This window comes from Massilia sp. Dwa41.01b, assembly GCF_014171775.1.
Classification (GTDB): Bacteria; Pseudomonadota; Gammaproteobacteria; order Burkholderiales; family Burkholderiaceae_D; genus Telluria.
Genome location: NZ_CP050454.1, coordinates 1,485,815 through 1,506,336 on the forward strand (window position 1 = coordinate 1,485,815; position 20,522 = coordinate 1,506,336).

The 20,522-nt window shown below is 67.9% G+C and carries 24 protein-coding genes and 1 pseudogene; 16 read left to right on the plus strand and 9 right to left on the minus strand.

The window, feature by feature from the left end; translation table 11 throughout:
• The first annotated feature begins 201 nt into the window (after nt 1-201).
• Nucleotides 202-1,833: a M28 family peptidase gene (locus tag G4G28_RS06740; RefSeq protein WP_182991369.1), complete on the plus strand. Its 1,632-nt coding sequence runs from the start codon at nt 202-204 to the stop codon at nt 1,831-1,833.
• Nucleotides 1,834-1,914: 81 nt separating this feature from the next.
• On the opposite strand, the gene G4G28_RS06745 is transcribed toward G4G28_RS06740, so the two are convergent.
• Nucleotides 1,915-3,759 (minus strand): PAS domain S-box protein, encoded by a 1,845-nt coding sequence (locus G4G28_RS06745; RefSeq protein WP_182991370.1) that lies wholly within the window; start codon nt 3,757-3,759, stop codon nt 1,915-1,917.
• A 299-nt stretch (nt 3,760-4,058) separates the two neighbouring features.
• On the opposite strand from G4G28_RS06745, the pseudogene G4G28_RS06750 reads away from it, so the two are divergent.
• The 9 genes and pseudogenes from G4G28_RS06750 to G4G28_RS06780 all read left to right on the plus strand — a co-directional run.
• Nucleotides 4,059-4,184 (plus strand): annotated as a pseudogene (locus G4G28_RS06750) (chemotaxis protein CheW); the annotation flags it as partial.
• A gap of 28 nt (nt 4,185-4,212) precedes the next feature.
• Nucleotides 4,213-5,460: a methyl-accepting chemotaxis protein gene (locus tag G4G28_RS06755; RefSeq protein ID WP_308601881.1), complete on the plus strand. Its 1,248-nt coding sequence runs from the start codon at nt 4,213-4,215 to the stop codon at nt 5,458-5,460.
• Between the two features lie 41 nt (nt 5,461-5,501).
• The gene (locus G4G28_RS28035; RefSeq protein WP_308601882.1) at nt 5,502-5,939 is read left to right on the plus strand and encodes a methyl-accepting chemotaxis protein; all 438 of its coding nucleotides are present in this window, start codon (nt 5,502-5,504) and stop codon (nt 5,937-5,939) included.
• Nucleotides 5,940-6,139: 200 nt separating this feature from the next.
• On the plus strand, nt 6,140-7,186 hold the full coding sequence (locus G4G28_RS06760) for an aldose epimerase family protein (RefSeq protein ID WP_182991373.1): 1,047 nt from the start codon (nt 6,140-6,142) through the stop codon (nt 7,184-7,186).
• Between the two features lie 171 nt (nt 7,187-7,357).
• Nucleotides 7,358-7,777, plus strand: a complete 420-nt coding sequence (locus G4G28_RS06765) for a hypothetical protein (protein ID WP_183108165.1) — start codon at nt 7,358-7,360, stop codon at nt 7,775-7,777.
• On the plus strand, nt 7,702-8,172 hold the full coding sequence (locus G4G28_RS06770) for a hypothetical protein (RefSeq protein WP_183108166.1): 471 nt from the start codon (nt 7,702-7,704) through the stop codon (nt 8,170-8,172). The genes G4G28_RS06765 and G4G28_RS06770 overlap by 76 nt, the downstream gene beginning before the upstream one ends.
• Nucleotides 8,173-8,259: 87 nt before the next feature.
• Nucleotides 8,260-9,105, plus strand: coding sequence for a GAF domain-containing protein (locus G4G28_RS06775; protein ID WP_183108167.1), 846 nt, complete (start codon nt 8,260-8,262; stop codon nt 9,103-9,105).
• Nucleotides 9,009-9,788, plus strand: a complete 780-nt coding sequence (locus tag G4G28_RS25340) for a HAMP domain-containing sensor histidine kinase (protein WP_308602424.1) — start codon at nt 9,009-9,011, stop codon at nt 9,786-9,788. The genes G4G28_RS06775 and G4G28_RS25340 overlap by 97 nt, the downstream gene beginning before the upstream one ends.
• Nucleotides 9,789-9,845: 57 nt before the next feature.
• Nucleotides 9,846-10,067 (plus strand): response regulator, encoded by a 222-nt coding sequence (locus tag G4G28_RS06780; protein WP_229507916.1) that lies wholly within the window; start codon nt 9,846-9,848, stop codon nt 10,065-10,067.
• Nucleotides 10,068-10,078: 11 nt separating this feature from the next.
• Here the strand turns inward: G4G28_RS06780 and G4G28_RS06785 are convergent, their stop codons facing one another.
• Together G4G28_RS06785 and G4G28_RS06790 are read right to left on the minus strand one after the other, a co-directional pair.
• Complete coding sequence (locus tag G4G28_RS06785) at nt 10,079-10,264, minus strand: MAPEG family protein (RefSeq protein WP_210283286.1); 186 nt, start codon at nt 10,262-10,264, stop codon at nt 10,079-10,081.
• Nucleotides 10,239-10,514 carry an MAPEG family protein gene (locus G4G28_RS06790; protein WP_183108169.1) on the minus strand — a complete coding sequence of 92 codons (276 nt, stop codon included), beginning with the start codon at nt 10,512-10,514 and terminating at the stop codon, nt 10,239-10,241. The genes G4G28_RS06785 and G4G28_RS06790 overlap by 26 nt, the downstream gene beginning before the upstream one ends.
• 108 nt (nt 10,515-10,622) lie before the next feature.
• Between G4G28_RS06790 and G4G28_RS06795 the strand changes: the two genes are divergently transcribed.
• Both G4G28_RS06795 and G4G28_RS06800 read left to right on the plus strand, forming a co-directional pair.
• Nucleotides 10,623-11,459, plus strand: a complete 837-nt coding sequence (locus G4G28_RS06795) for a hypothetical protein (protein ID WP_183108170.1) — start codon at nt 10,623-10,625, stop codon at nt 11,457-11,459.
• On the plus strand, nt 11,383-11,649 hold the full coding sequence (locus G4G28_RS06800) for a helix-turn-helix domain-containing protein (protein WP_183108171.1): 267 nt from the start codon (nt 11,383-11,385) through the stop codon (nt 11,647-11,649). Before G4G28_RS06795 ends, G4G28_RS06800 begins: the two co-directional genes overlap by 77 nt.
• Before the next feature lie 21 nt (nt 11,650-11,670).
• Here G4G28_RS06800 and G4G28_RS06805 read toward each other — a convergent pair whose 3' ends face one another.
• Nucleotides 11,671-12,192 (minus strand): hypothetical protein, encoded by a 522-nt coding sequence (locus G4G28_RS06805; protein WP_229507917.1) that lies wholly within the window; start codon nt 12,190-12,192, stop codon nt 11,671-11,673.
• 449 nt (nt 12,193-12,641) lie between these two features.
• On the opposite strand from G4G28_RS06805, the gene G4G28_RS25345 reads away from it, so the two are divergent.
• Both G4G28_RS25345 and G4G28_RS25350 read left to right on the plus strand, forming a co-directional pair.
• Nucleotides 12,642-13,145, plus strand: a complete 504-nt coding sequence (locus G4G28_RS25345; protein ID WP_229507918.1) for a hypothetical protein — start codon at nt 12,642-12,644, stop codon at nt 13,143-13,145.
• On the plus strand, nt 13,130-13,501 hold the full coding sequence (locus tag G4G28_RS25350) for a hypothetical protein (protein ID WP_229507919.1): 372 nt from the start codon (nt 13,130-13,132) through the stop codon (nt 13,499-13,501). The genes G4G28_RS25345 and G4G28_RS25350 overlap by 16 nt, the downstream gene beginning before the upstream one ends.
• A 39-nt stretch (nt 13,502-13,540) precedes the next feature.
• Here G4G28_RS25350 and G4G28_RS24700 read toward each other — a convergent pair whose 3' ends face one another.
• The 4 genes from G4G28_RS24700 to G4G28_RS06825 form a co-directional block, all read right to left on the minus strand.
• A complete protein-coding gene (locus G4G28_RS24700) occupies nt 13,541-13,843 on the minus strand; it encodes a hypothetical protein (protein WP_202033876.1) in 303 nt (100 codons plus the stop codon).
• On the minus strand, nt 13,834-14,571 hold the full coding sequence (locus G4G28_RS06815) for an SDR family oxidoreductase (RefSeq protein ID WP_202033877.1): 738 nt from the start codon (nt 14,569-14,571) through the stop codon (nt 13,834-13,836). The genes G4G28_RS24700 and G4G28_RS06815 overlap by 10 nt, the downstream gene beginning before the upstream one ends.
• A gap of 91 nt (nt 14,572-14,662) precedes the next feature.
• Nucleotides 14,663-15,682: an asparaginase gene (locus G4G28_RS06820; protein WP_182991378.1), complete on the minus strand. Its 1,020-nt coding sequence runs from the start codon at nt 15,680-15,682 to the stop codon at nt 14,663-14,665.
• 86 nt (nt 15,683-15,768) lie between these two features.
• Nucleotides 15,769-16,644, minus strand: coding sequence for a pirin family protein (locus G4G28_RS06825; protein WP_182991379.1), 876 nt, complete (start codon nt 16,642-16,644; stop codon nt 15,769-15,771).
• A 132-nt stretch (nt 16,645-16,776) separates the two neighbouring features.
• Between G4G28_RS06825 and G4G28_RS06830 the strand changes: the two genes are divergently transcribed.
• Complete coding sequence (locus tag G4G28_RS06830; protein ID WP_183108172.1) at nt 16,777-18,345, plus strand: dipeptidase; 1,569 nt, start codon at nt 16,777-16,779, stop codon at nt 18,343-18,345.
• 63 nt (nt 18,346-18,408) lie between these two features.
• On the opposite strand, the gene G4G28_RS06835 is transcribed toward G4G28_RS06830, so the two are convergent.
• Nucleotides 18,409-18,930, minus strand: coding sequence for a hypothetical protein (locus G4G28_RS06835; protein ID WP_182991380.1), 522 nt, complete (start codon nt 18,928-18,930; stop codon nt 18,409-18,411).
• 427 nt (nt 18,931-19,357) lie between these two features.
• Here G4G28_RS06835 and galT point away from each other — a divergent pair, with 427 nt between their 5' ends.
• On the plus strand, nt 19,358-20,452 hold the full coding sequence (galT, locus tag G4G28_RS06840; RefSeq protein ID WP_182991381.1) for a galactose-1-phosphate uridylyltransferase: 1,095 nt from the start codon (nt 19,358-19,360) through the stop codon (nt 20,450-20,452).
• The last annotated feature ends 70 nt before the right edge of the window (nt 20,453-20,522 follow it).

Here is a 20,522-nt window from a genome sequence, read left to right on the forward strand (position 1 = left end):
GGATGAGTAATCGAAACGCCGATCATATCGCCATGGAGCGCTGTCCGCTCATATAAACATCGCCGCAATGCTCGTCGGCCCTATACCGCGTGGGCACGGAGTGCCCACCCTACGAAGCGCGATTGCTCGTCGCTGCGCTTGCGAGGCGCATCCGGCGCATGCGGTAAGATGCCCCATCGTCCACCGCCCGAGAAAACCCCGATGCGCCTTCGTCCCCTTGTCGCGGCCACCTGCGCCGCCCTCAGCCTGTGTTCCGCCGTCCAGGCCCAGCAAGCTCCCGCCGTGCAGGAAGCGGCCCTGCGCGCCCACCTGTCCTACCTCGCCGACGACCTGCTGGAGGGCCGCGGCACCGGCCAGCGCGGCGGGCTGCTGACGGTGCGCTACCTCGAGACCCAGGCCGCGGCCATCGGTTTGAAACCCATCCCCGGCGGCGGCTACCGCCAGCCGGTGCGGATCGAGGGCAGCAAGCTGCAAGCAGGCAGCAGCGTCAGCTTCGACGCCGGCGGCAAGCGCATCGCGCCCGCCATTGGCCAGGGCATCGTGTTCGGCACGGGCAGCGGCAAGACGCAGCTGGCCTTCGACGCGCCGCTCGTCTTCGTCGGGTACGGCGTCAGCGCGCCGGAGGAAAACTGGGACGACTACAAGGGCCAGGACCTCAAGGGCAAGATCCTCGTCATGATGGTCAACGATCCGCAGCCCACAAGCGAAGAGCCGAACCGTTTCGCCGGCAAGGCCTATACCTGGTACGGGCGCTGGCTCTACAAGTATGAAGAAGCGGTACGGCGCGGCGCCGCCGGTGCGCTGCTGATCCACACCACACCGTCCTCGTCCTACCCGTGGAGCGTGCCGGCCAATGGCTTCGCCCACGAGCGCTTCCACCTGGCCGGCCCCGGCAACCCGATCGAAGGCTGGCTGCACGAGGACGCCGCGCGCGAATTGTTCGCAGCCGCCGGCTTCGACCTCGACCGCCTGCGTCTTGAGGCCGAGAAGCGCGACTTCCGTCCGGTCGACCTCAAGACGCGTGCCCACGTCGAGATCAAGTCCGTGATCCGCCAGGTCGAGGACTTCAACGTGGTCGGCATCGTTCCCGGCCTTGACCCCAAACTGAAAGACCAGGCGGTCGTGTATTCGGCGCACTGGGACCATTTCGGCGTCGACCCGAACAGCGCCGGCAAGGACGGCCACGACCACGTATTCAACGGCGCCGTCGACAACGCCACCGGCACTGCCGCGCTCCTGGCAATGGCCGCCGAAGCGGTGAAGAAGCCGACCCGCCGCACCCAGGTCTTCCTGTGGCCGGCGGCGGAAGAGCAGGGCCTGCTGGGCAGCGCGGCCTATGTCGCCAATCCGGTGGTGCCACTGGCAAAAACCGCGGCCGACCTCAACCTCGACAGCCTGAATTTCGTCGGACGCACGCGCGATATCGGCGTGCCTGGCGCGGAGCGCAGCAGCCTGTACGACACGGCCGGCGCGGTGGCGAAGAAAATGGGTTTGAAGCTGGCCCCGACCATTCCAGACCTGTCCGGCGCCTACTTCCGCGCCGACCATTTCAATTTCGCGAAGGCCGGCGTGCCCGCCTTTAACGTCGGCTCGGCCGTGTTTTCGGGCGATGGCCACTTCGAGTTCGAGCACGACCAGGCCCAGGCCAGCGCGAAGATGGTCGGCTTCAAGGGCGACTACCACCAGGTGACGGACGAGTACCACCCGGAGTGGGACCTGTCGGGCATGGTGCAGCAGGCCCAGTTTACGCTCAACCTCGGCTATGCGGTGGCGAACGCACCCGCCATGCCGAGCTGGAAGAAGGGCGATCCGTTCGGGCGCGTCAAGCGTTAAGAGGGAGTCGGCCCCGCCTGGGCGCCCGCGCGATCGCGGACGCGACATGCCGCGATCCTGCGTACCGTTGCCCCTCTGCTCCTAACTCCGTTGCGGGAACACCTGGCCCTTGCCCGCGCGCTTGGCCTGGTACATGCGCTGGTCGGCCTCGCGCAGCAGGTCGGCGGCCGTGGCGCGGCTGCCGGGCGTGAAGACGGCCAGGCCGATGCTGGCGCCGACGGTCGCGCTGCCGTCTTCCACCGCCACCGGGCGCGCCAGGTCGTCGACGATCTTGTGTGCCACCGTGTGGGCGTCGGCCTCGGAATCGGCCAGGCATTCCAGCAGCACCGTGAATTCGTCGCCGGCCAGCCGGAAGACGCTGTCGGTCTTGCGTAGCGCCGTGCGCAGGCGGGCAGCCGTCTCGCACAGCAGGCGGTCGCCCGCCTCGTGGCCGAAGCTGTCGTTGACGGCCTTGAAGCCGTCGAGGTCGATGAACAGCAGCGCCAGGCTGCGCCCGCTACGGGTGGCGCGCGATTGCGCCACCGGCAGCGTCTCCTGCAGCGCGCGCCGGTTCGGCAGGCCGGTGAGCAGGTCGTGGCGGGTTTCGTATTCGCGTGCGGCTTCAAGCTGCTTGCGTTCCGAAATATCGTGCAGGAAGGCGCTGAACATGCGCTGTCCGCGCACTTCCAGTGCATTGATGCGAACCTCCACCATCAGGCGCGAACCGTCCTTGCGTACCGCCGGCAACTCGAGCCGCTTGCCCAGCACCGTCGACGGCTGGCCGGACAGGTTGCGCAGCATGCCGCCCTGGTGGGCGCCAGCCAGCTCCGGCGGAATGATCAGGCGCTCGAGGGGCAGGCCGATCGTCTCGCTGGCGGCAAAGCCGAAGGTCTGCTCGGCCGCCCGGTTCCAGACCGTGACCCGGCCTTCCTGGTCGAGGCCGATGTAGGCGTCGTTGGCATTCTCGATCACGCTGCGCAGTTCGGTCTCGCGCTCGCGCAGTTCGGCCGTGCGCTGCGCCACCCGCGCTTCCAGGTCGGCATGCAGCGCCGCCAGGGCCGCTTCCGCTTCCTTCTGGGCGCCAATCTCCTTGATCACCGCGATGTAGTACTCGATCTGCCCGGCCCCATTGGTCTTCTTGCTCACGTTCAGGTTGATCCAGACGATGCGTCCGTCCTTGTGGATGTAGCGCTTCTCGAGCTGGTACTGCTCGATTTCGCCGTCGCGCAGCTGCCCCAGCAGACCGATGTCGAGTTCGAGGTCGTCGGGATGGGTGATGTCCTGGAAAGTCAGGCGCTGCATCTCGTCCGGCGCATAGCCGACGATGCGGCACAGCGCATTGTTCACGCTGAGCCAGCCGCCGGTGGGCGAGACGAGGGCGATGCCGATGCTGGCCAGGTCGAAGATCGAGCGAAAGCGCGCTTCGCTGGCGCCCATCAGGTGGCGTCCGACCGCGGCCACGCGTTCGCGGTGCTGGACCTCCTTTTGCACCACGTCGGCCAGGTCGATCATGATGCACAGCTCGTCGGCGGTCAGCACGCGCGCGTCGCGGTCGATCGCGCACAGGGTACCGACCGCCAGCCCGCCGCTGGAGCGGATCGGCACGCCGGCATAGAAACGGATGTGCGGATCGCCCGTCACCAAAGGGTTATCGGCAAAGCGCGCGTCGAGGCTGGCATCGTGCACGATGAGAGGCTGGTCCTGCAGGATCGCATGGGCACAGAAGGCGTGCTCGCGCGGCGTTTCGCTCACATCCATGCCGACGCGCGACTTGAACCACTGCCGTTCGGTGTCGACCAGGGTGAACAGCGCAATCGGCACCTTCAGCAGCCGGCTGACCAGGCGCGTGATGCGGTCGAACACTTCCTCGGCGTCGGTATCGAGCAGGTCGAGCGAGGCGAGCAGGGCACGCCGTTCGTCTTCGTCAGGGGGAAAGCTGGGTGGCATGGGCTCCGTAGGCACAGGTAGTCATCATAAGAACCACTGTAGCAGATTGCGAAACGGCGCAAGATTCCAGGCTTGCAACGAGGCGATGCCTTCGCTCCCGGAGCGTTGCGGGGGCGCGATAGACTACTGGTTGTGGCGCACTTTTTTCGGTGGAATTAACATTTGTCCATCGAGTTCAGCGGACGGATACCGTAAGCTTCCTTTTCCTTGGGGCAATGTCGGCACCGCCGCGTGCCCCGCTTTACCTTGGGAGCAAAGCGGCGATCGAGCAAGTGGTCCACACCGGCTCGGGCGGCGACATCGACGCCGGCAGCCTGCCCGGCCTGGGCACGGTCGGCGGACGCATGCTGATCCTCCTCGACATCGAGCACCTGATGGGCACGCCCGAGATGGGCCTGGCCAATCCGCTGGCGCAAGCCGCCTGATGTCCCTTATGACTATCCGAATTCGCACATGAAACTCGCAAACCTGAAAATCGCACAACGCCTGTCCCTGGGCTTCGGCACCTTGTGCTTCCTCCTCGTCGGTACCCAGATCCTCAGCCAGGACGCGCTCGACCGGGTCAACGCAGGCACGGCCGAACTGGCCGGCCGCCGCATTCCGAACGTCATCGCCACCACCGCTGTCCAGTCGGAAATCAACGACGTTGCCATTGCCCTGCGCAACATGATGCTCGATGCCGATCCGGCCGACCGCCAGAAACAGCTCGCCGAAATCAGCGCCTCGCGCCAGGCGGCCGAAGAGCAGCTGGCCAAACTGAGCCACATGCTGGTCAACCCCAGCGCACAGGCGCTGCTCGCGCGCATGACGGAAGCGCACGAAAAATATGCCAGGTGCCAGGGCGAACTGATCAAACGGATCGAGGCCGGCGACGAAGCCGAAATGCGCCGCTACCTGAAGCAGGAAATCCGTCCGGTGCTGGCTGAACTGAAGATGGCCGTGGCCCAGCAGATCGCGCTGCAGGCCAGGATCAGCAACGAGACCGCCGAGGCGGCCCACGCCACCTTCGAGACCACCCGTTTCATGATGATCCTTCTCGGCGCGGTCTCGCTCGCGCTGGCCGCGCTCATCGCCTGGTGGAACACCCGTTCGATCACCCGCCCGATGGCCCGGGCGCTGGAAGTGGCGAACACGGTGGCCGCGGGCGACCTCACCAGCCGCATCGAGATCACCAGCCAGGACGAAACCGGCATGCTGCTGCAGGCTTTGAAGACCATGAACGAGAACCTGGTGCGCACGGTCGTCACGGTACGCACCGGGACCGAAACCATCGGTACCGCCTCGGCGGAAGTGGCCGCGGGCAGCCTCGACTTGTCCGCCCGTACCGAGCAGCAGGCCTCCTCGCTGGAAGAAACCGCCTCGTCGATGGAAGAACTGACTTCGACCGTGAAGCAGAACGCCGATAACGCCCGCCAGGCCAACATGCTGGCCGACGCCGCCTCGCAGGTGGCCCAGCGCGGTGGCCGCGTGATCGGTGACGTGGTCGGCACCATGGACCAGATCAATGCGTCGGCCGGCAAGATCGCCGACATCATCGGCGTCATCGACGGCATCGCTTTCCAGACCAACATCCTGGCCTTGAACGCCGCCGTGGAAGCGGCCAGGGCCGGCGAGCAGGGCCGCGGTTTCGCGGTCGTCGCTTCCGAGGTGCGCAACCTTGCCCAGCGGTCGGCCGCCGCCGCCGGGGAATCAAGGGCCTGATCGGCGACTCGGCCCAGGCCGTCGAGGCTGGCAGCAAGCTGGTGGGTGAAGCCGGCGCGACGATGGACGAGATCGTCGACAGCGTGCGCCGCGTCACCGACATCATGGGCGAGATCACCTCCGCCAGCGTCGAGCAGACCGCCGGCATCGAGCAGATCAACGAAGCCGTCGCCCAGATGGACCAGGTGACCCAGCAGAACGCCGCGCTGGTCGAAGAGGCTGCTGCCGCGTCCGCTTCGATGCAGGAGCAGGCCGCCCACCTGTCGCGCGCCGTGAGCGTGTTCCGCATCGACGGGGCCGAACTTGCGCGTGCCCAGGCTGCGCCGGCGGCACCGGCGGCACCGGCGGCAAAGCAACAGGCTGCGCGTCCGGCACTGGCGCAGCCGGCACGCTCGGCCAGGGCCGCCACGCCCGTGCGCAAGCCGGCCGCCCGGAAGGCGACCGTTGGCGCCGATGGCGGCGACTGGGAAGAGTTCTGATCGCCGTCACGGTAACCGGCGTCGCTTGATGACGCCGCTGCTGGAAGGGAGCCTGCGCTTGCGCAGGCTTTTTCATTTGTGCGGCGCGCGGCGGCTGCGCCAACGTCGCGCTGGGCCGCGGGCGAGCATGCTAGCATCGGTGCCATCCCTGGTGGCCGTCCCGCGGCCGCCATTCGCCCATCACCAGGAGAATCGACAACGTGCAAACCGGTATCGTGCAAGCGCCCTTCGGCCAACTGCCAGGCGGCGAGGAAGTCACCGTGTTCACGCTTGCCAACGGCAGCGGCATGCGGGTCAATATCCTCGATTTCGGCGGCATCATCACCGAGATCCACGTACCCGATCGCGCAGGCCGCCTGGCCGACGTCGCCCTCGGCTTCGACACGCTCGCTCCCTACCTGAACGACAGCCCGTATTTCGGCGCCCTGATCGGCCGCTACGGCAACCGCATCGCGGGCGGACGCTTCACGCTCGATGGCCGGCAGTACCTGCTACCGGTCAACAACGGCAAGAACCACCTGCACGGCGGCGTGCCCGGTTTCGACCGGGTCAAGTGGCAGGCCCGCGTCGAGGGCGAGGAGCTGGTGCTGTCCTACCGCAGCCCTGACGGCGAGCAGGGCTACCCGGGCACGCTCGAGGCGACGGTGCGCTATCGCCTGAGCGAAGACAATGCCATCGTGGTGCGTTTCCATGCCGTGACCGACCGTGCCACGCCGGTGAACCTGACCCAGCACAGCTATTTCAACCTCGCAGGCGGTGGAAGCATCCTCGACCACGAGATCGAGATCGCCGCCGGCGCCATCGTGCCGGTCGACGCCGACCTGGTGCCGACGGGGACGCTGATGGACGCGACTGGTACCCCTTTCGATTTCCGCACGGCGCGTCCGATCGGCGCGCGCATCGACGAGGCGCACGAGCAGCTGCGCCACGGCGGCGGCTACGACCATTGCTTCGTCCTCGACAAGCAGCCCGGTGCGATGAGCCTGGCCGCGCGCGTGCGCGACCCCGGTTCGGGACGCGTGCTGGAGCTGTTCACGCAGGAGCCCGGCGTGCAGTTCTACAGCGGTAACTTCCTCGACGGCTCCCTGCGCGGCAAAGGACAAAGCTATCCGTATCGCGGCGGCTTCTGCCTCGAGCCCCAGCACTTCCCCGATTCGCCCAACCAGCCGGGATTCCCGAACACGATCCTGCGTCCGGGCGAGGTCTACGAGACCGAATCGCGTTTCCGTTTTTCGGTCGAAAAATAGGGCGCCGGCGCCCCGTTTGCGCCCTTTTCATGCGCGGCGCATGCGCTTCTACCCGGGGCGCATGACCCGGTTACGCTAGGAGGAATGCGCCTTCTTGCGGGGGCGTTCGACCGCTATAATCGTTCGAACGACCATCGTGTCAGCCGCTCACGCCCGCATGAAAACAGCCGCATGAACACAGCGATCAGCGCTTCCTCTCTTGCCGCCGGCGGTGACCGTGTCCGCTCGCTGCTGGGCACCGCACATGCGCCTGGCACCGGGCGTTCGTGGCCGGACCCCTTGCGCGCCGTCGTCGACCTGATGCTCGACTCGCGCGTCCCGATGTTCGTCGCCTGGGGGCCGCAGCTGCGGCTGCTCTACAACGAAGCCTGCGTCGACCTGCTGGGCGGGCGCCATCCGGATGCGCTGAACCAGCCGCTGGCAGAGGCCTGCACCGGATCCTGGACCGAGGTGCTGCCCATCGTCGAAGGCGTCCTGGCGGGCGATGCCGTCCTGTGCGAGGACTTGCCCTGGGCGTGGAGCGGCAGGGACGCGAGCTGCGGCGCTATGTCTCGCTGTCGGTCTCGCCGGTGCGCGAGCGCGGCCAGGTGATCGGCGCATATTGCGTGCTGACCGATACCACGGCGCGCGTGCTGGCCGAGCAGCAGCATGCCTTCCACCTCAAGCTGGCGGCGACGCTGCGCGAACTGCTCGACCCGATCGCGATCATGGGGGCAGCAAGCGCGCTGATCGGCAAGTACCTGGCGGTGGGACGGGCCGGTTACGGCGAGATCGACGCCAGCGGCCAGGTCGTCAGCGTGGAGCGCGACTGGACCGACGGCAGGGTGGCCAGCCTGGCCGGCGCGAGCCGTCCGCTCGACAGCTTCGGCCCGGCGCTCGTCAATCAGCTGCGCCAGGGGCGGGTGCTGCGGCTCGACGACGTCGGCAGCGACCCCAGGCCGCGCCCTACGCGGCCGGCTATGCCAGCATCGATGCGCGCGCGATGATCGTCGTTCCGATCCACGAGGCGGGCCGCCTGGCGGCCATCTTCTACCTGCACGAGCCAATGCCGCGCGACTGGAACGAGCGCGCAGGTGACGCTGGCCGAGGATGTGGCACGCCACACGCGCGAGGCGGTGCGCCGCGCCCGCATCGAGGAAACCCTGCGCGACGAAACGCGCATCCTCGAGGTGCTGAACCGCTCCGGCCAGGCGCTGGCCTCCACGCTCGACCTCGACACGCTGCTGCAGGCGGTCACCGAAGCCGGCACCCAATTGTCCGGCGCGCGCTTCGGCGCCTTTTTCTACAACGGCCACGAGGAACGCGGCGACGTCATGCGGCTCATTACGCTGGCCGGCGCTGCGCGCGAGGCCTTTGCGGGAGAAGAGGGCGCGCGCATCGCGCAGTTGCTGGCGCCGGCCTTCGAGCACCACGGGCCGGTGCGCAGCGACGACCTGGCGGCCGGGCTGCAGGAGCCGCGCGTGCCGCCGCTGGCGGACCTGCCGCCGGGGCTGCCGCCTGATCTTCAACCTGTGCGCAGCTACCTGGCGGTGCCGGTGGTCTCGCAAGCGGGCACGGTGCTGGGCGGCCTGGGTGTTCGGCCATCCCGAGCCAGGTGTCTTCACCGAGCGCACCGAACGGATCGTCGCCGGCGTCGCCGCCCAGGCCGCGGTGGCGATGGACAATGCGCGCCTGTACGAGGTGGCCCGCAAGTCGGCCCTGGAGCGCGACGCCCTGCTGCAAAGCGAGCGCGCCGCGCGCGTCGAGGCCGAGCGCCTCTCCCGCATGAAAGACGAATTCACTGGCCATGCTGGCGCACGAGCTGCGCAACCCGCTGGCGCCGATCAGCAGCTCGGCCGGCATGCTCGGCATCCTCTACCGCGAAGAGCCGCGCATTCGCCAGGCCAGCGCCATCATCAGCCGCCAGGTCAAGCACATGAGCCGCCTGATCGACGACCTGCTCGATGTCTCGCGCGTCACCCGCGGCCTGGTCACGCTGCAGGTGAGCGAGGTCGACCTGTGCGAAGTGGTGCGCAGCGCCCTCGACCAGACCCGGCCGCTGTTCGAGGAAAAAGCCCATCGCGTGGAAGTCGCCCTGCCGGATTGCCCGGTCCATGTGCAGGGCGACGGCACGCGCCTGATCCAGGCCATCGCGAATATCCTCAACAATGCGGCCAAGTACACGCCGCCGGCCGGCACCATCTGGGTCACGCTGGCGAGCGATGGCGCCAGCGCGCGCCTGGAAGTGCGCGACAACGGCTCGGGCATGCCGTCCGACCTGCTGCCGAGCGTGTTCGACCTGTTCACGCAAGGGGCGCGCACGCTGGCGCGCTCGCAGGGCGGGCTGGGACTCGGGCTGGCGCTGGTCAAGAAGCTGATCGACCTGCACGGCGGCGAAGTCCATGCCCACAGCGAAGGCGTCGGGCTGGGCAGCACCTTCGCCATCGTGCTGCCGTGCACGCTGACGGAGCAGGCAGCCATGGACACGACGTCCGGCGCGCGGCGCCAGGGCGGGCTGGACGCGGCAGCCTACCGGCCGCTGCGCCTCATTATCGTCGACGACAACGAGGACGCCGCCGACAGCCTGGCGACGCTCTGCTGCGCGCGCAGGGACACGCGGTGATGGTCGAGTACAGCGCGCGCCGCGCTGGACCGGGCGACGCGCGAGCGGCCCGATGCGATGGTGGTCGACATCGACCTGCCCGACATGGACGGCTACCAGCTCGCCTCGCTGCTGCGCGGCCAGGCCGAGACGCAGGGCGCCTGCCTGATCGCCGCCACCGGCTACGGGCAGGAGCGCGACCGCGAGCGTGCACGCGCAGCCGGCTTCGCGCACCATCTGGTCAAGCCGCTCGACATGGCGGCGCTGGTGAAGATACTGCAGTCGGTGGCAAGGGCCTGACGCGGCCTGCGTCAGGTGCCCAGCACGCGCAGGGCCAGGCGCACGGCGATCGTCCACAGCACGCCAAGGCTGCCCGGGTAGAGGAGGGCGCGCCAAGGCTGCAGGGCGGCCAGCAAGGCGCCCGTATGCAGGTAGCGCAGGCCGACGTAGGCGCTGAAGAGCAGCGCGGCCTCACGAGCCTGCGCGCCGGCCAGCACCCAGCACAGGGCCAGCGCCGGGGAACAGCGGCAGGTTTTCCACATCGTTGCGCCACACGGCCGCGCAGCGGCGCACGATCGGCGCTTCCTCGGCGGCGGTAGCCACGCGCAGCAACGCGGCGTCTTCCGGTAGCAGGAAGGTGCGCGCGCGCAAGCGGCTGACGACCTGCAGGACGCTGGTGGCGGTGGTCTTGGCAAACAGGGCGATCAGCGCGCAGACAAAGGCCTGCCAGGCGGGATAGGTACTCATCGGCTTTCTCCATTTTCTTCATGCCGCGGATGCGGTGAGAGGATTATCGGAGGAGGCGGCCCGGGGCGACAGTGGCGAAAGCGACAATGTTATGGTCTAATCCGCCAGATGAGCTCACTCGTTACCTCTACCGAAGCGGCGGGCGTCAAGACCATCCGTATCGGCGTGCTGGCCTATCCCGGCTGCCTGCGCAGCGGCGTCGTCGTGCCGCTCGACGTGCTGCGCATTGCGAACACGCTGTCCGGCTACCGTCCGGCTGGCGCGCGCGTCCGTTTCGAAGCCAGTTGGCTGGGTGCGCGCGGCGAACCCGCCATCAGCGTCGACGGCCTGGGCTTCGCGCTGGCGCCGCTGCTTGACGCCCGGCTCGACGCCCTGATCCTGCCCGGCATTGCGCACGACTCGGCGCGCGACGTGGCGCGGGTGCTGGAGACACTGGCGCCGGAAATGGCGGCGCTGCGCTCCTGGCTGGGCGGTGGCGGCCTGCTGGCCTCGAGCTGCTCGAGTACCTGCCTGGTCGCGGGCGCGGGCCTGCTCGACGGGCGCAAGGCCACCACCAGCTGGTGGCTGTCGGCCTGGTTCCGCCAGCAGTTCCCGCAGGTCGCGCTCGACGCCGACGCACTGGTCGTGCACGACGGGCCCTTCGTTTCTTCGGGCGGCTTCGGCTCGACCATGGACCTGACCCTCTGGCTGATCGGGCATTTCGGCGGCGAGGAACTACGCCAGATCACCGCCAAGGTGCTGGTGATGGACGCCCACCGCGCCAGCCAGGCGCCGTACATCGCCGATGCCATGGTCGCCCGGGCGCGCCTCGCCGACGATCGCGCGCGCGCGCCGCTGGCTCAATGCGCGCCTGGACCGGCCCTGGTCGATGGCGCAGCTGGCCGCGCACTGCCACACCAGCGAACGGACGCTGCTGCGGCGCTTCCGGGAGGCGCTCGGGCATAGTCCGATCCAGTATGCGCAGCAGCTGCGCGTGGAGCGGGCCAAGGCCTTGCTCGAGACGACGGCCTTGCCGCTCGACGAGATCACGGCGCGCTGCGGCTACGAGGATGTCGCCAGCTTCAGCAAGGTGTTCAAGCGCTGGGCGGCGCTGACGCCGAGGGAGTATCGGCAGCGGTTTTCGCTGGCCAGGTAGCAGATCGCTGCGCGGCCCGGGTCAGGATTGGAGCGCCGCCATCTGCGCCAGCAGCGTGGCGCGGGCGGCGTCGATCTGGCGCGGGTTGGTCTTGACCGACAGCGCGGCGCGGTCCTTGCGGCCGAGGAAGTAGGCGACGCGTTCGGCGTTGGCGCCGGAAGGGTGGGGCAGGCCGTGCAGGATGCGGTCGCGCTTGATCACGCCTTCGCGCGCCAGCCAGTCCAGCCCTTCGGCCACGCTGGCGCCCATCGGAATGTAGAGGGCGTCCGGCATCTGCCGGGCTTCGTGGGCAAAGTAGCGCAGCACCTGTTCGCGCAGGAAGGGCTGCTTCACGATGCCGGGCGTGCCGCTGTAGTTCTTGCCGTCGACGAAAATCGGGTGGCGCAGGATGGCGCCGATCTGCACCAGGTGGGCGTCGGCATCGAACAGCGAAGCGCAGCTGGCGATGCCGAGCCAGCGCTGCATGCCGATGGCGTCGAGCAGGGCGACGAAGTTCGGCCGGATCGCGCCGCTGAACGCGCCCGCCAGGCGCGCCGCGCGCAATACGTCTTCCGGGCGCTGCCGGCCGCCAGCTGGCGCTGGGTCTCGGCCAGCGCGTTCTTCCATTGCACAAAGCCCGGCGCGATGCCGACCACGACCAGGCGGGCGCGTGGGTTGACGTATTCGAAGGGGATGTAGTGGGCGCTGACGCGGCCTTCGCGCCCCAGCAGGAAGCGCTCCGGTATCGCCGCCGGTGCCGTCACCGAACGCAGGTCGAGCGCGCGGATCGCATCGACGTAGTCGGGAAACAGGAGCGGCGTCATGGTGGAGGCTGGCGTTAATCTTGAGAAAATTATAGTTCCCGCGAAAAATTAGGTAAAGGGGCAGGAGGGCGTGCGTCGCGGGTGCCGCGCGCGGCCAGCGGGACCGGCGGTGGCGGGCGGGAGGTGGTAAGCTGGCGTGAAACAAGGGCTTCGCCGGCGAAGAACTTGCCGGCATCGAGGGAGGCCAGCATGCCCCAAGTCGCATTGATCACGGTTCACGGAATGGGCGAGACCCCGCGCGACTACGCGGCGGGCGTGTTCGGCGAGATGCGCGCCAGGCTCGGTCCGCAGCTGCGCGAGCGCGCCGCCTTCTTCTCCGTCTACTACCAGCACATCCTGCAAAAGAACGAGCAGATCGTCTGGAAGCGCGTCGATACCCAGAGCAAGGTGCATTACGACCAGCTACGCAAATTCCTGCTGTTCGGCTTTGCCGACGCCGCCGGGCTGGAAAACCGCAAGGAGATGCATGGGTCGGTGTACGAGCTGGCCCAGGGCGAGATCGCGCGCGCCCTGCTCGGTGCCTGCACCCTGAATCCGGACATGCCGGTGGTGTTCCTGGCGCACTCCCTCGGCTGCCAGGTGCTGTCGAGCTACATCTACGATGCGCAGAAGGCGCGCGCCGGCGAACCGGTGGCGGCCGGCATCTGGCGCGACATCGACGCCTGGGCGCGCCGGCGGTGGGGCGCGCACTGACCGAGCACGAAAAGTGGTACCTGGCCGCCGGCACCTGCAGCGGCCTGGTGACGACCGGCTGCAACATCCCGATTTTCGTCGCCGCCCACAAGGAGATGCACGTCAAGCCGATCGCGCCGCCGACGCCCCATTTCCACTGGCTGAACCTGTACGACCCCGACGACGTGCTGGGCTGGCCCCTGCGCCCGCTATCGCCCGGCTACGCCGCCCTGGTCGAGGACCGCGCCATCAATGCCGGGCAGGGCGCGGTGACCTGGATGCTCAAGAGCTGGAATCCCTTGTCGCACAGCGCCTACTGGCAGGATGTGCAGGTGCTCGAGGCGCTGGCGGCGATGTTGCGGCGGATGGCGGAGTGAGGAAGTGGACCGCGGAAACATTGTTGGCTGGACCCCACCCTACGGCCCCGCCTTGCGTGCCGCATCCTCGCGCTCCATGCGTGCCCGCACGCCGCCGTCGACTCCGGTTCCGCCGGGCGTCGGCTGGTGGATGGCGTTGCTGCTGCTTGGGACCGGGCTGCCCAGTTCGAACTGCTCCTTGCGGGCGACGCCGGCCGAAATACGCTCGGTGATGTCCGGTGCGATGCGGTGGCCCCAGTAGGCGCTGCGTGCCTTCCAGCCGGCCGGGACTTCCTCGCGCGGATAGACCGAGGCGCGCACGATGATGTCGACCACCTTGGCCGGATCGTCCATCAATGGCATGCGCGGCGCGTGGCCGCTGTAGTTGGAAGCGTGTTCGAAAAAGGGCGTATCGGCCGCCCGGGCAGCACGGTCGTGACGGCGATGCGGTCCTGGCCGGCCAGGCGCAGTTCCTCGCGCAGCGCCCGTCCCAGGGCCAGCACCGCGGCCTTGGTCGAGGAGTAGGACGCGTGATAGGCCTGCGGTACCTCGCTTTCCACCGAGCCGATGTTCATCAGGACGCCGTGACCCTGCTGGCGGAACTGGCGCAGCGCGACGTGGCTGCCGTAGATGACGCCCTTGAGGTTGACGTCGACGACGCGCGCGTGGTCTTCCATCGGAATCTTGTCGAATTCGCCGATCGCGCCGACGCCCGCGTTGTTGATCCAGACGTCGATGCGGCCGAAGCGGCGCACCGTTTCCTCGGCCAGGCGGCGTAGGTCCTCGGGACGGGCGACGTCGACCGTGACGACGAGCGCCGTGCCGCCGGCGGCCGTGACCTGGCCCGCGACTTCGTTCAACACCTCGGTGCGGCGCGCGGCCAGCACCACGTTGGCGTGCATCGCGCCCAGGCGCAGGGCGACGCCGCGCCCGAAACCGCTCGAGGCGCCCGTCACGACATAGGTCTTGCCGGCCACGGTGGCCGCTTCGTCGGCCGACAGCGTGCTGGCGCAGCCACCAAATAGAAGCGCCGGCAACAGGGCAAGGATGTACAGCAGCCGCCGCATGGCGGACTGGTCAGACACAGGCATAGGGACTCCACGGGGGACAACGATGAGTCCATCTTAAGACGAATCTACCGACCGCCGCTGTCCGATACCGCCTGGCACGAAAGCGTTTGCCTCAGGCCCGTTGCAAGGTGAACAGCGGCCGGATATCGCCTGCCACCGTACCGCGCGCGTTGCGGATCTGCGGCTGGCGGAAGCGCTCCAGCGCCGCGCGGCGCGTGTCGTCGAGCAGGCCAAGCTGGTCGAGCACCTTGTAGGTGATGGTGTGCAGGCCGCGGTTGTTGCCGTCCATGACCTTGATGGCGATGCCGATCCCGGCCGAGCGGACGCCGATCGCCTGCACGGCGTCGGCGCCGATCTTGGCCACCCAGTCGCCGCCGCCCGCGCTCATCAGGATGAGGTCGCTGCGCTCGGTGCCGGAGACCATGTCGGGCCGCCCCGTCATGGCGTCGAACAGCGGTCCGAGTGCCGCACCCAGGCGCGGATCGCGGGCGCCCTGGCCGAGACGGGCATACAGGTGCGCCAGGCTCGCCAGCGGCAGCGCGTAGTTCGGCGCCGAGCAGCCGTCGATCCCCAGCGGCAGGCTGGCTTCGGGCTGGCCGACCGCGTCGGCCAGCGCGGCGCGGATGGCCCGCTGCAGGGGGTGCTGCGGGTCGACATAGCCTTCGAGCGGCGCGCCGTGCTGGCGGCACCAGCCGAGAAAGCCGCTGTGCTTGCCCGAGCAGTTGTGGTGCAGTGGGGTGAAGCGGGTGGCCGGTACGGGCAGCCCCATCGCGTCGTAGTAGAGCGGCGTGCCGCAGCCGCATTCGAGGTGGGCTTCGTCCACGCCGATCTTGTCGAGGATGGCGCGCACGCCCGCCAGGTGCTTTTCCTCGCCCGAGTGGCTGGCGCACAGCAGCGCCAGTTCGCCCTGTTCGAGGCCGAACTTCGCGGGGCCCTCGCCGGCCAGGAAGGGCAGGGCCTGGAAGGGCTTCAGGGCCGAACGGGTGAAAGTGGGGTAGTGCGGGTCGCCGGCCCAGGCCAGCAGCTTGCCGCTTGTATCGACGACGGCGATCGAGCCGGCATGGACGTTCTCGACGACATAGCCGGAGGAGGGGTAGCCACGGGTGGTGGCGACAAGGGGGACAGCCTGCATGCTCGGTTCTCGCAAAAATGAATCGGTCATCAATGTAAACCAGGGCCGCGCCGCGCAGCGCACGCGCAGCCGGGCACTGGTGGAGATTACATCGGCGGCCCGAAGCGACCAGCCTGATAGTCGCGGATCGCCTCTTCGATCTCGGCGCGCGAGTTCATCACGAATGGCCCATGCGAGACGAGCGGCGCGCCGATCGGGTCGGCGTGGCCGAGCAGGACGAAGGTGTCGCTTGGCGCGTCCTCGGGCGCGGCGATGTCGAGCTCGTCGCCTTCGATGGCCATGTCGACCAGGTGGAAGGCACCGATGCGGTCGGCCGCCACGCCCACTTCGAGCGCGCCGCGCACCACGTACAGGAAGACGTTGCGGCGGGCCAGGATCGGCATGCGCAGGCGCCCGCCGGGGCGCAGGCTGACAGTGCTCATGAAGACCCCGGTGAGCGACTCTACCGGTCCCGTGCTGCCGGCGAACTCGCCGGCGACGAGATGTAGCGTGACGCGTCCGCCGTCGAGCGCCAGCGCGGGGATGTCGCTTTGCTGCAGCCCCGTGTACTTCGGCGCCGTCATTTTGAGGTGCGGCGGCAGGTTGACCCACAGTTGCAGGATCTCGAGGCGGCCGCCGCGCTCGAGGAATTCCGGCGGCGACACTTCCGCGTGCACCAGGCCGCTGCCAGCCGTCATCCACTGCACCCCGCCGGCGCGGATGATGCTTTCGTGACCGGCGCTGTCCTTGTGCATCAGCATGCCGGCGAGGATGAAGGTGACGGTCTCGAAGCCGCGGTGCGGATGCGGGCCGAAAGGCAGGCCGCGGTTGTGCGGCGGATAGGTCTGGGGACCGTGGTGGTTCAGGAACAGGAAGGGATCGACCTGGTCCAGGTGCGCGCTGGGCAGCGGCCGCTGGGTGACCAGGTCGCCGATGTCGTCACGGTAGGCCGGGTGGACCCGGCGCACGCTCTTGATGCTCATCTCATGCCTCTTTATACGATGCGTTGTGACTACGATACCGGATTTTGCTGTACCGATCCGGGGTGCACGCGCGTGCCCGTGCGGCCGATGTCCCTGTGCTAGACTCGTTGCAAAATTGCAATGGAGACAGACATGAAGACACGCATTCTCGCCGGCCTGCTGCTGGCCGCCAGTGCGCAGGCTTGCGCCAATGCCGCCCCCGCACAGGACAAACCCGCGCCCGCCGCGCACACGGGCAAGCACACGGGCGGGCAAACGGCGGTGCCCAGCGCCGCCGCGGTCAAGGCGGCCAAGTACGCCGTCACGACCTACCGCAACCGCGTCGTCGAGACCCTGGCCCGGCTGGTCAGCCACAACACGGTGGCCGACCCCAACCTGCCCTCGGACCGCAATCCCGTGCACATCGCCTTCAAGAACACCCTGAAAAGCGAGGCAGAGCGTCTCGGTTTCGACTTCGCCGACCATGGCTGGGTGGTGATCGTCGGCATGGGGCAGGGCAGCGAGCGCGTCGGCATCGTCACCCATGGCGACGTACAGCCGGTCGACCCAAGCAAGTGGAAGAAGTCGCCGTTTGTCCTGGACCAGGCCAGCGAACCGGGCAAGCTGCTCGCGCGCGGCGCCGAGGACGACAAGGGGCCGATCGCCACCGCCCTGTATGCGATGAAGGCGCTGAAGGACCAGCAGCTGCCCCTGTCGAAGCGCATCGAGCTGTATGTGTACATGGGCGAGGAATCGAACTGGGAGCCGCTGGTCGAGTTCCTCAAGACCCACGAGCCGCCGCAGATGAACATCACGCTCGACGCCGAATACCCGGCGGTGGTGGCCGAGAAGGCGTCCGGCACCATCGCCGTGACGATTCCGAAGACCGGGGCGCAGGCCGCGCCCGCGGGCCCGAGCATCGCCGCCTTCGCGGGCGGTTTCTTCGGCTCGCAGATCCCGGAAGACGCCAGCGCGACGATCGCCAACGCCACGCCGGCATTGGAAGCGCAGATCCGTGCGCGCGGCGCGAAGCAGGACGGCATGCGCTATGCATTCGTCTGGCGAGGCAGCGAGCTGCAGGTGACGGCGCACGGCGTGTCCGCCCATTCGTCGAAACCCGAGGACGGCGTGAACGCGGTGGCGATGCTGGCCGATGCGCTGGCCGTGCGGCCATGGGCGAACACCACGGCCGGCGGCGTCGTCAACTTCCTCAACGAGCTGCTGGGAACAGGCCTGTACGGCGAGAAGTTCGGCAGCATCGCCTACCGCGACGGCTTCATGGGACCGATGACCGTGGCACCGACCGTGATCCGCCAGAAGGACGACGGCATCGAGGTCTCCGTCAACCTGCGTCGCCCGCAGGGCAAGAGCGCCCAGCAGCTGACGAACGAAGTCAATGCGGCGCTGGCGGGGTGGCAGGAGCGTAACCTGCCGCTGGCGAACATCTCGGTGCGTACCGGCGAGCCCTGGCTGCGCCGCGATGCGCCGCAGGTGCCGGTGCTGATGAACGTGTTTTCCTACTTCACGGGCGTGAAGGATCCGAAGCCGGTGGCGATTGGCGGCGGCACCAATTCGCGCCTGTTCCCGAATGCGGTGAGCTTCGGTCCCGGCATGCCGGGGGAGGTGTACACGGGCCACTCCGAACACGAGTTCATCACCCTCAAGCAGCTGCTGCTGAACCTGCAGATGTACACGGCGGTGCTGGCCGAACTGGCGAAATAGGCGCTGGCGCGGGCGTGCAAGGCACGCTCCTGCCCATCGTGTCGCGGCATCATGCCGCCGCGCTCAATGCCCTTGTTGAGCGCCGAGCGCGTTGCGCAGACTCTCCGTGTTCGACTTGATGGTCTCGATGCCGCGCCGTTCGGCGGCGGCGCCTGCGGCCGGGTCCCGGCTTTCCTGCGCCAGCGCCAGTGCGCCCATGGCGATTTGGCTGTCGATAAGCGCTGCCATGTTCGCGCATATGAATTTGGCGGCGTCGGGCTTGAGCGTGGCCCAGGTGCCGGTGGTGCGCTTTCGAACCTGCGCGGGAACCCGGCCGGCTTCGACCTCCTGAATGGCGGCCAGAAGCGGCGCGGCGCCGGTAGCATCCAGGTTCGCGGTCTGCGCCTGGTAGTAGCCGAGGACCTGAAGCTTGAGCTGTTCCAGCTTCGGCGCGGTGGCCGCCTTGCTGCTCGGGCAGCGCTCGGCCATCGCGACATGGTGGAAATACTGTTCGGCTGAAGGCAGAGTGGACGTCGATGCGGCGCTGGCCTGGGCACTGCAGGCGACCGCGAGCGCGGCGACGGAAATGAATTTGCTGGGAGACATGAGGCTTCCATGAGAGGTGAGTTTCGTAATGGAAATTATATGTCAAGCTGAGTGACGTGAGGTGCCAGGCCAGGCCGCGGGGAACGCGAGAATGGCCGGTGCAACACTGTTTTGCTACCGCAGAGTTTGTCAGGGTTTTTCTCGCCAAAATGTGTCAATAATTCTATTCGTTTTGTAGGCTTAGGACTACAAAACTCATCCGCGTAGCAAAAGTCAGCAGCGGAAGTGACCAGTTCTCATAGGAGAGACGCTACCACCCCCCTTGCTTGCTGAGATCAGCCCGGCATGGGTCATTAACTGTTGGAAAAAACATACGTTCTAGTCGGAAAATGTGGTGGAAACGCCATGTTAGGATCGGTTCCTAGTCGCGATCGCCGGGCATTTTTTGCCTGCGCTCGTTTGTTACCTGCCGACATTTAGCGATGCCATGCACAGCAAAGAACTGAAGAAGCCGGACGGACGAAACCTCACTCTCTACAGCAATCGGCCGATCCCGGACGGGCTCATTGCGCCCAGCCCCTTTCCCGACCCGATGCACGCCAACCCGCACCTGCGCTGGCATCCGCTGCGCGGCGAGTGGGTCACCTATGCCGGGTTCCGACAGAACCGCACCTTCCAGCCGCCACCCCAGTACAACCCGCTGGCGGTGACGACCGACCCGAGTAATCCCACCGAACTGCCGCAGGGCGATTACGAAATCGCGGTGTTCGACAACCGCTTTCCTTCGCTCGCGCTCGAATCGCACGACCCGCCGGCGCTGACGGTGCCGACGGCGCCCGCCAACGGCCATTGCGAGGTGGTGGTGTTTACCCAGGACCCGAACGCGGCGCTGGTGCACCTGCCGCTGTCGCGCATCGAACTCCTGTTCCAGGTCTGGGGCGACCGCACCCAGCGTATCGGCGCCCAGCCGCACATCCAGTACGTGCTGCCTTTCGAAAACCGCGGCAGCGAGGTCGGCGTGACGCTGCACCATCCGCACGGCCAGATCTATTCCTATCCCTTCGTGCCGCAGGTGCCGGCGCGCATGCTGGAACAGGAGCGCCTGCACTACGCCGAGCACGGCAGCAACCTGCTGTGCGACATGGCGAAGCGCGAAGCCGAGGACGGACGCCGCGTGCTCTACCAGGACGAGCATGCGATTGCCTTCGTGCCCGCCTGCGCACGCTATCCCTACGAGGTGTGGGTGATGCCCACCAGCCCATGCAAGGACTTTGCCGCGCTCACGCCGCCAGTGCGCACCAGCCTGGCCCGCGCATTGAAGACCGTGCTGCTCAAGTACGAGACCATGTGGAACCGGCCTTTCCCCTACCTGATGGCCTGGTACCAGGCGCCCACCGACGGTGCCGACCATCCGGAAACCCAGCTGCACGCCCAGTTCTATCCGCCTTACCGTTCGCGCGATCGCCTGAAATACCTGGCCGGCACCGAGCTCGGCGCCGGCATGTTCGCGATGGACGTGCTGCCCGAGAACACCGCGGCCGAGCTGCAGGCAGTCGCCGTGTCGCTGGAGGAGGGCGCATGAGCAGAGTCGAGCGCGCCGCCGAGGTCGAAGCCAAGCTTGCGCTGGTACGCGCCTGCCTGGACAAGGCCGG

Excerpts from the sequence above, each read along its gene's own strand:
- G4G28_RS06740 (WP_182991369.1), top strand. The coding sequence starts at position 202 with ATGCGCCTTCGTCCCCTTGTCGCGGCCACCTGCGCCGCCCTCAGCCTG.
- G4G28_RS06745 (WP_182991370.1), bottom strand. The coding sequence starts at position 3,759 with ATGCCACCCAGCTTTCCCCCTGACGAAGACGAACGGCGTGCCCTGCTC.
- G4G28_RS06755 (WP_308601881.1), top strand. The coding sequence starts at position 4,213 with ATGAAACTCGCAAACCTGAAAATCGCACAACGCCTGTCCCTGGGCTTC.
- G4G28_RS06765 (WP_183108165.1), top strand. The coding sequence starts at position 7,358 with ATGAACACAGCGATCAGCGCTTCCTCTCTTGCCGCCGGCGGTGACCGT.
- G4G28_RS06780 (WP_229507916.1), top strand. The coding sequence starts at position 9,846 with ATGGTGGTCGACATCGACCTGCCCGACATGGACGGCTACCAGCTCGCC.
- G4G28_RS06790 (WP_183108169.1), bottom strand. The coding sequence starts at position 10,514 with ATGAGTACCTATCCCGCCTGGCAGGCCTTTGTCTGCGCGCTGATCGCC.
- G4G28_RS06795 (WP_183108170.1), top strand. The coding sequence starts at position 10,623 with ATGAGCTCACTCGTTACCTCTACCGAAGCGGCGGGCGTCAAGACCATC.
- G4G28_RS06800 (WP_183108171.1), top strand. The coding sequence starts at position 11,383 with ATGGCGCAGCTGGCCGCGCACTGCCACACCAGCGAACGGACGCTGCTG.
- G4G28_RS25345 (WP_229507918.1), top strand. The coding sequence starts at position 12,642 with ATGCCCCAAGTCGCATTGATCACGGTTCACGGAATGGGCGAGACCCCG.
- G4G28_RS24700 (WP_202033876.1), bottom strand. The coding sequence starts at position 13,843 with ATGCCATTGATGGACGATCCGGCCAAGGTGGTCGACATCATCGTGCGC.
- G4G28_RS06815 (WP_202033877.1), bottom strand. The coding sequence starts at position 14,571 with ATGCCTGTGTCTGACCAGTCCGCCATGCGGCGGCTGCTGTACATCCTT.
- G4G28_RS06820 (WP_182991378.1), bottom strand. The coding sequence starts at position 15,682 with ATGCAGGCTGTCCCCCTTGTCGCCACCACCCGTGGCTACCCCTCCTCC.
- G4G28_RS06825 (WP_182991379.1), bottom strand. The coding sequence starts at position 16,644 with ATGAGCATCAAGAGCGTGCGCCGGGTCCACCCGGCCTACCGTGACGAC.
- G4G28_RS06830 (WP_183108172.1), top strand. The coding sequence starts at position 16,777 with ATGAAGACACGCATTCTCGCCGGCCTGCTGCTGGCCGCCAGTGCGCAG.
- G4G28_RS06835 (WP_182991380.1), bottom strand. The coding sequence starts at position 18,930 with ATGTCTCCCAGCAAATTCATTTCCGTCGCCGCGCTCGCGGTCGCCTGC.
- galT (WP_182991381.1), top strand. The coding sequence starts at position 19,358 with ATGCACAGCAAAGAACTGAAGAAGCCGGACGGACGAAACCTCACTCTC.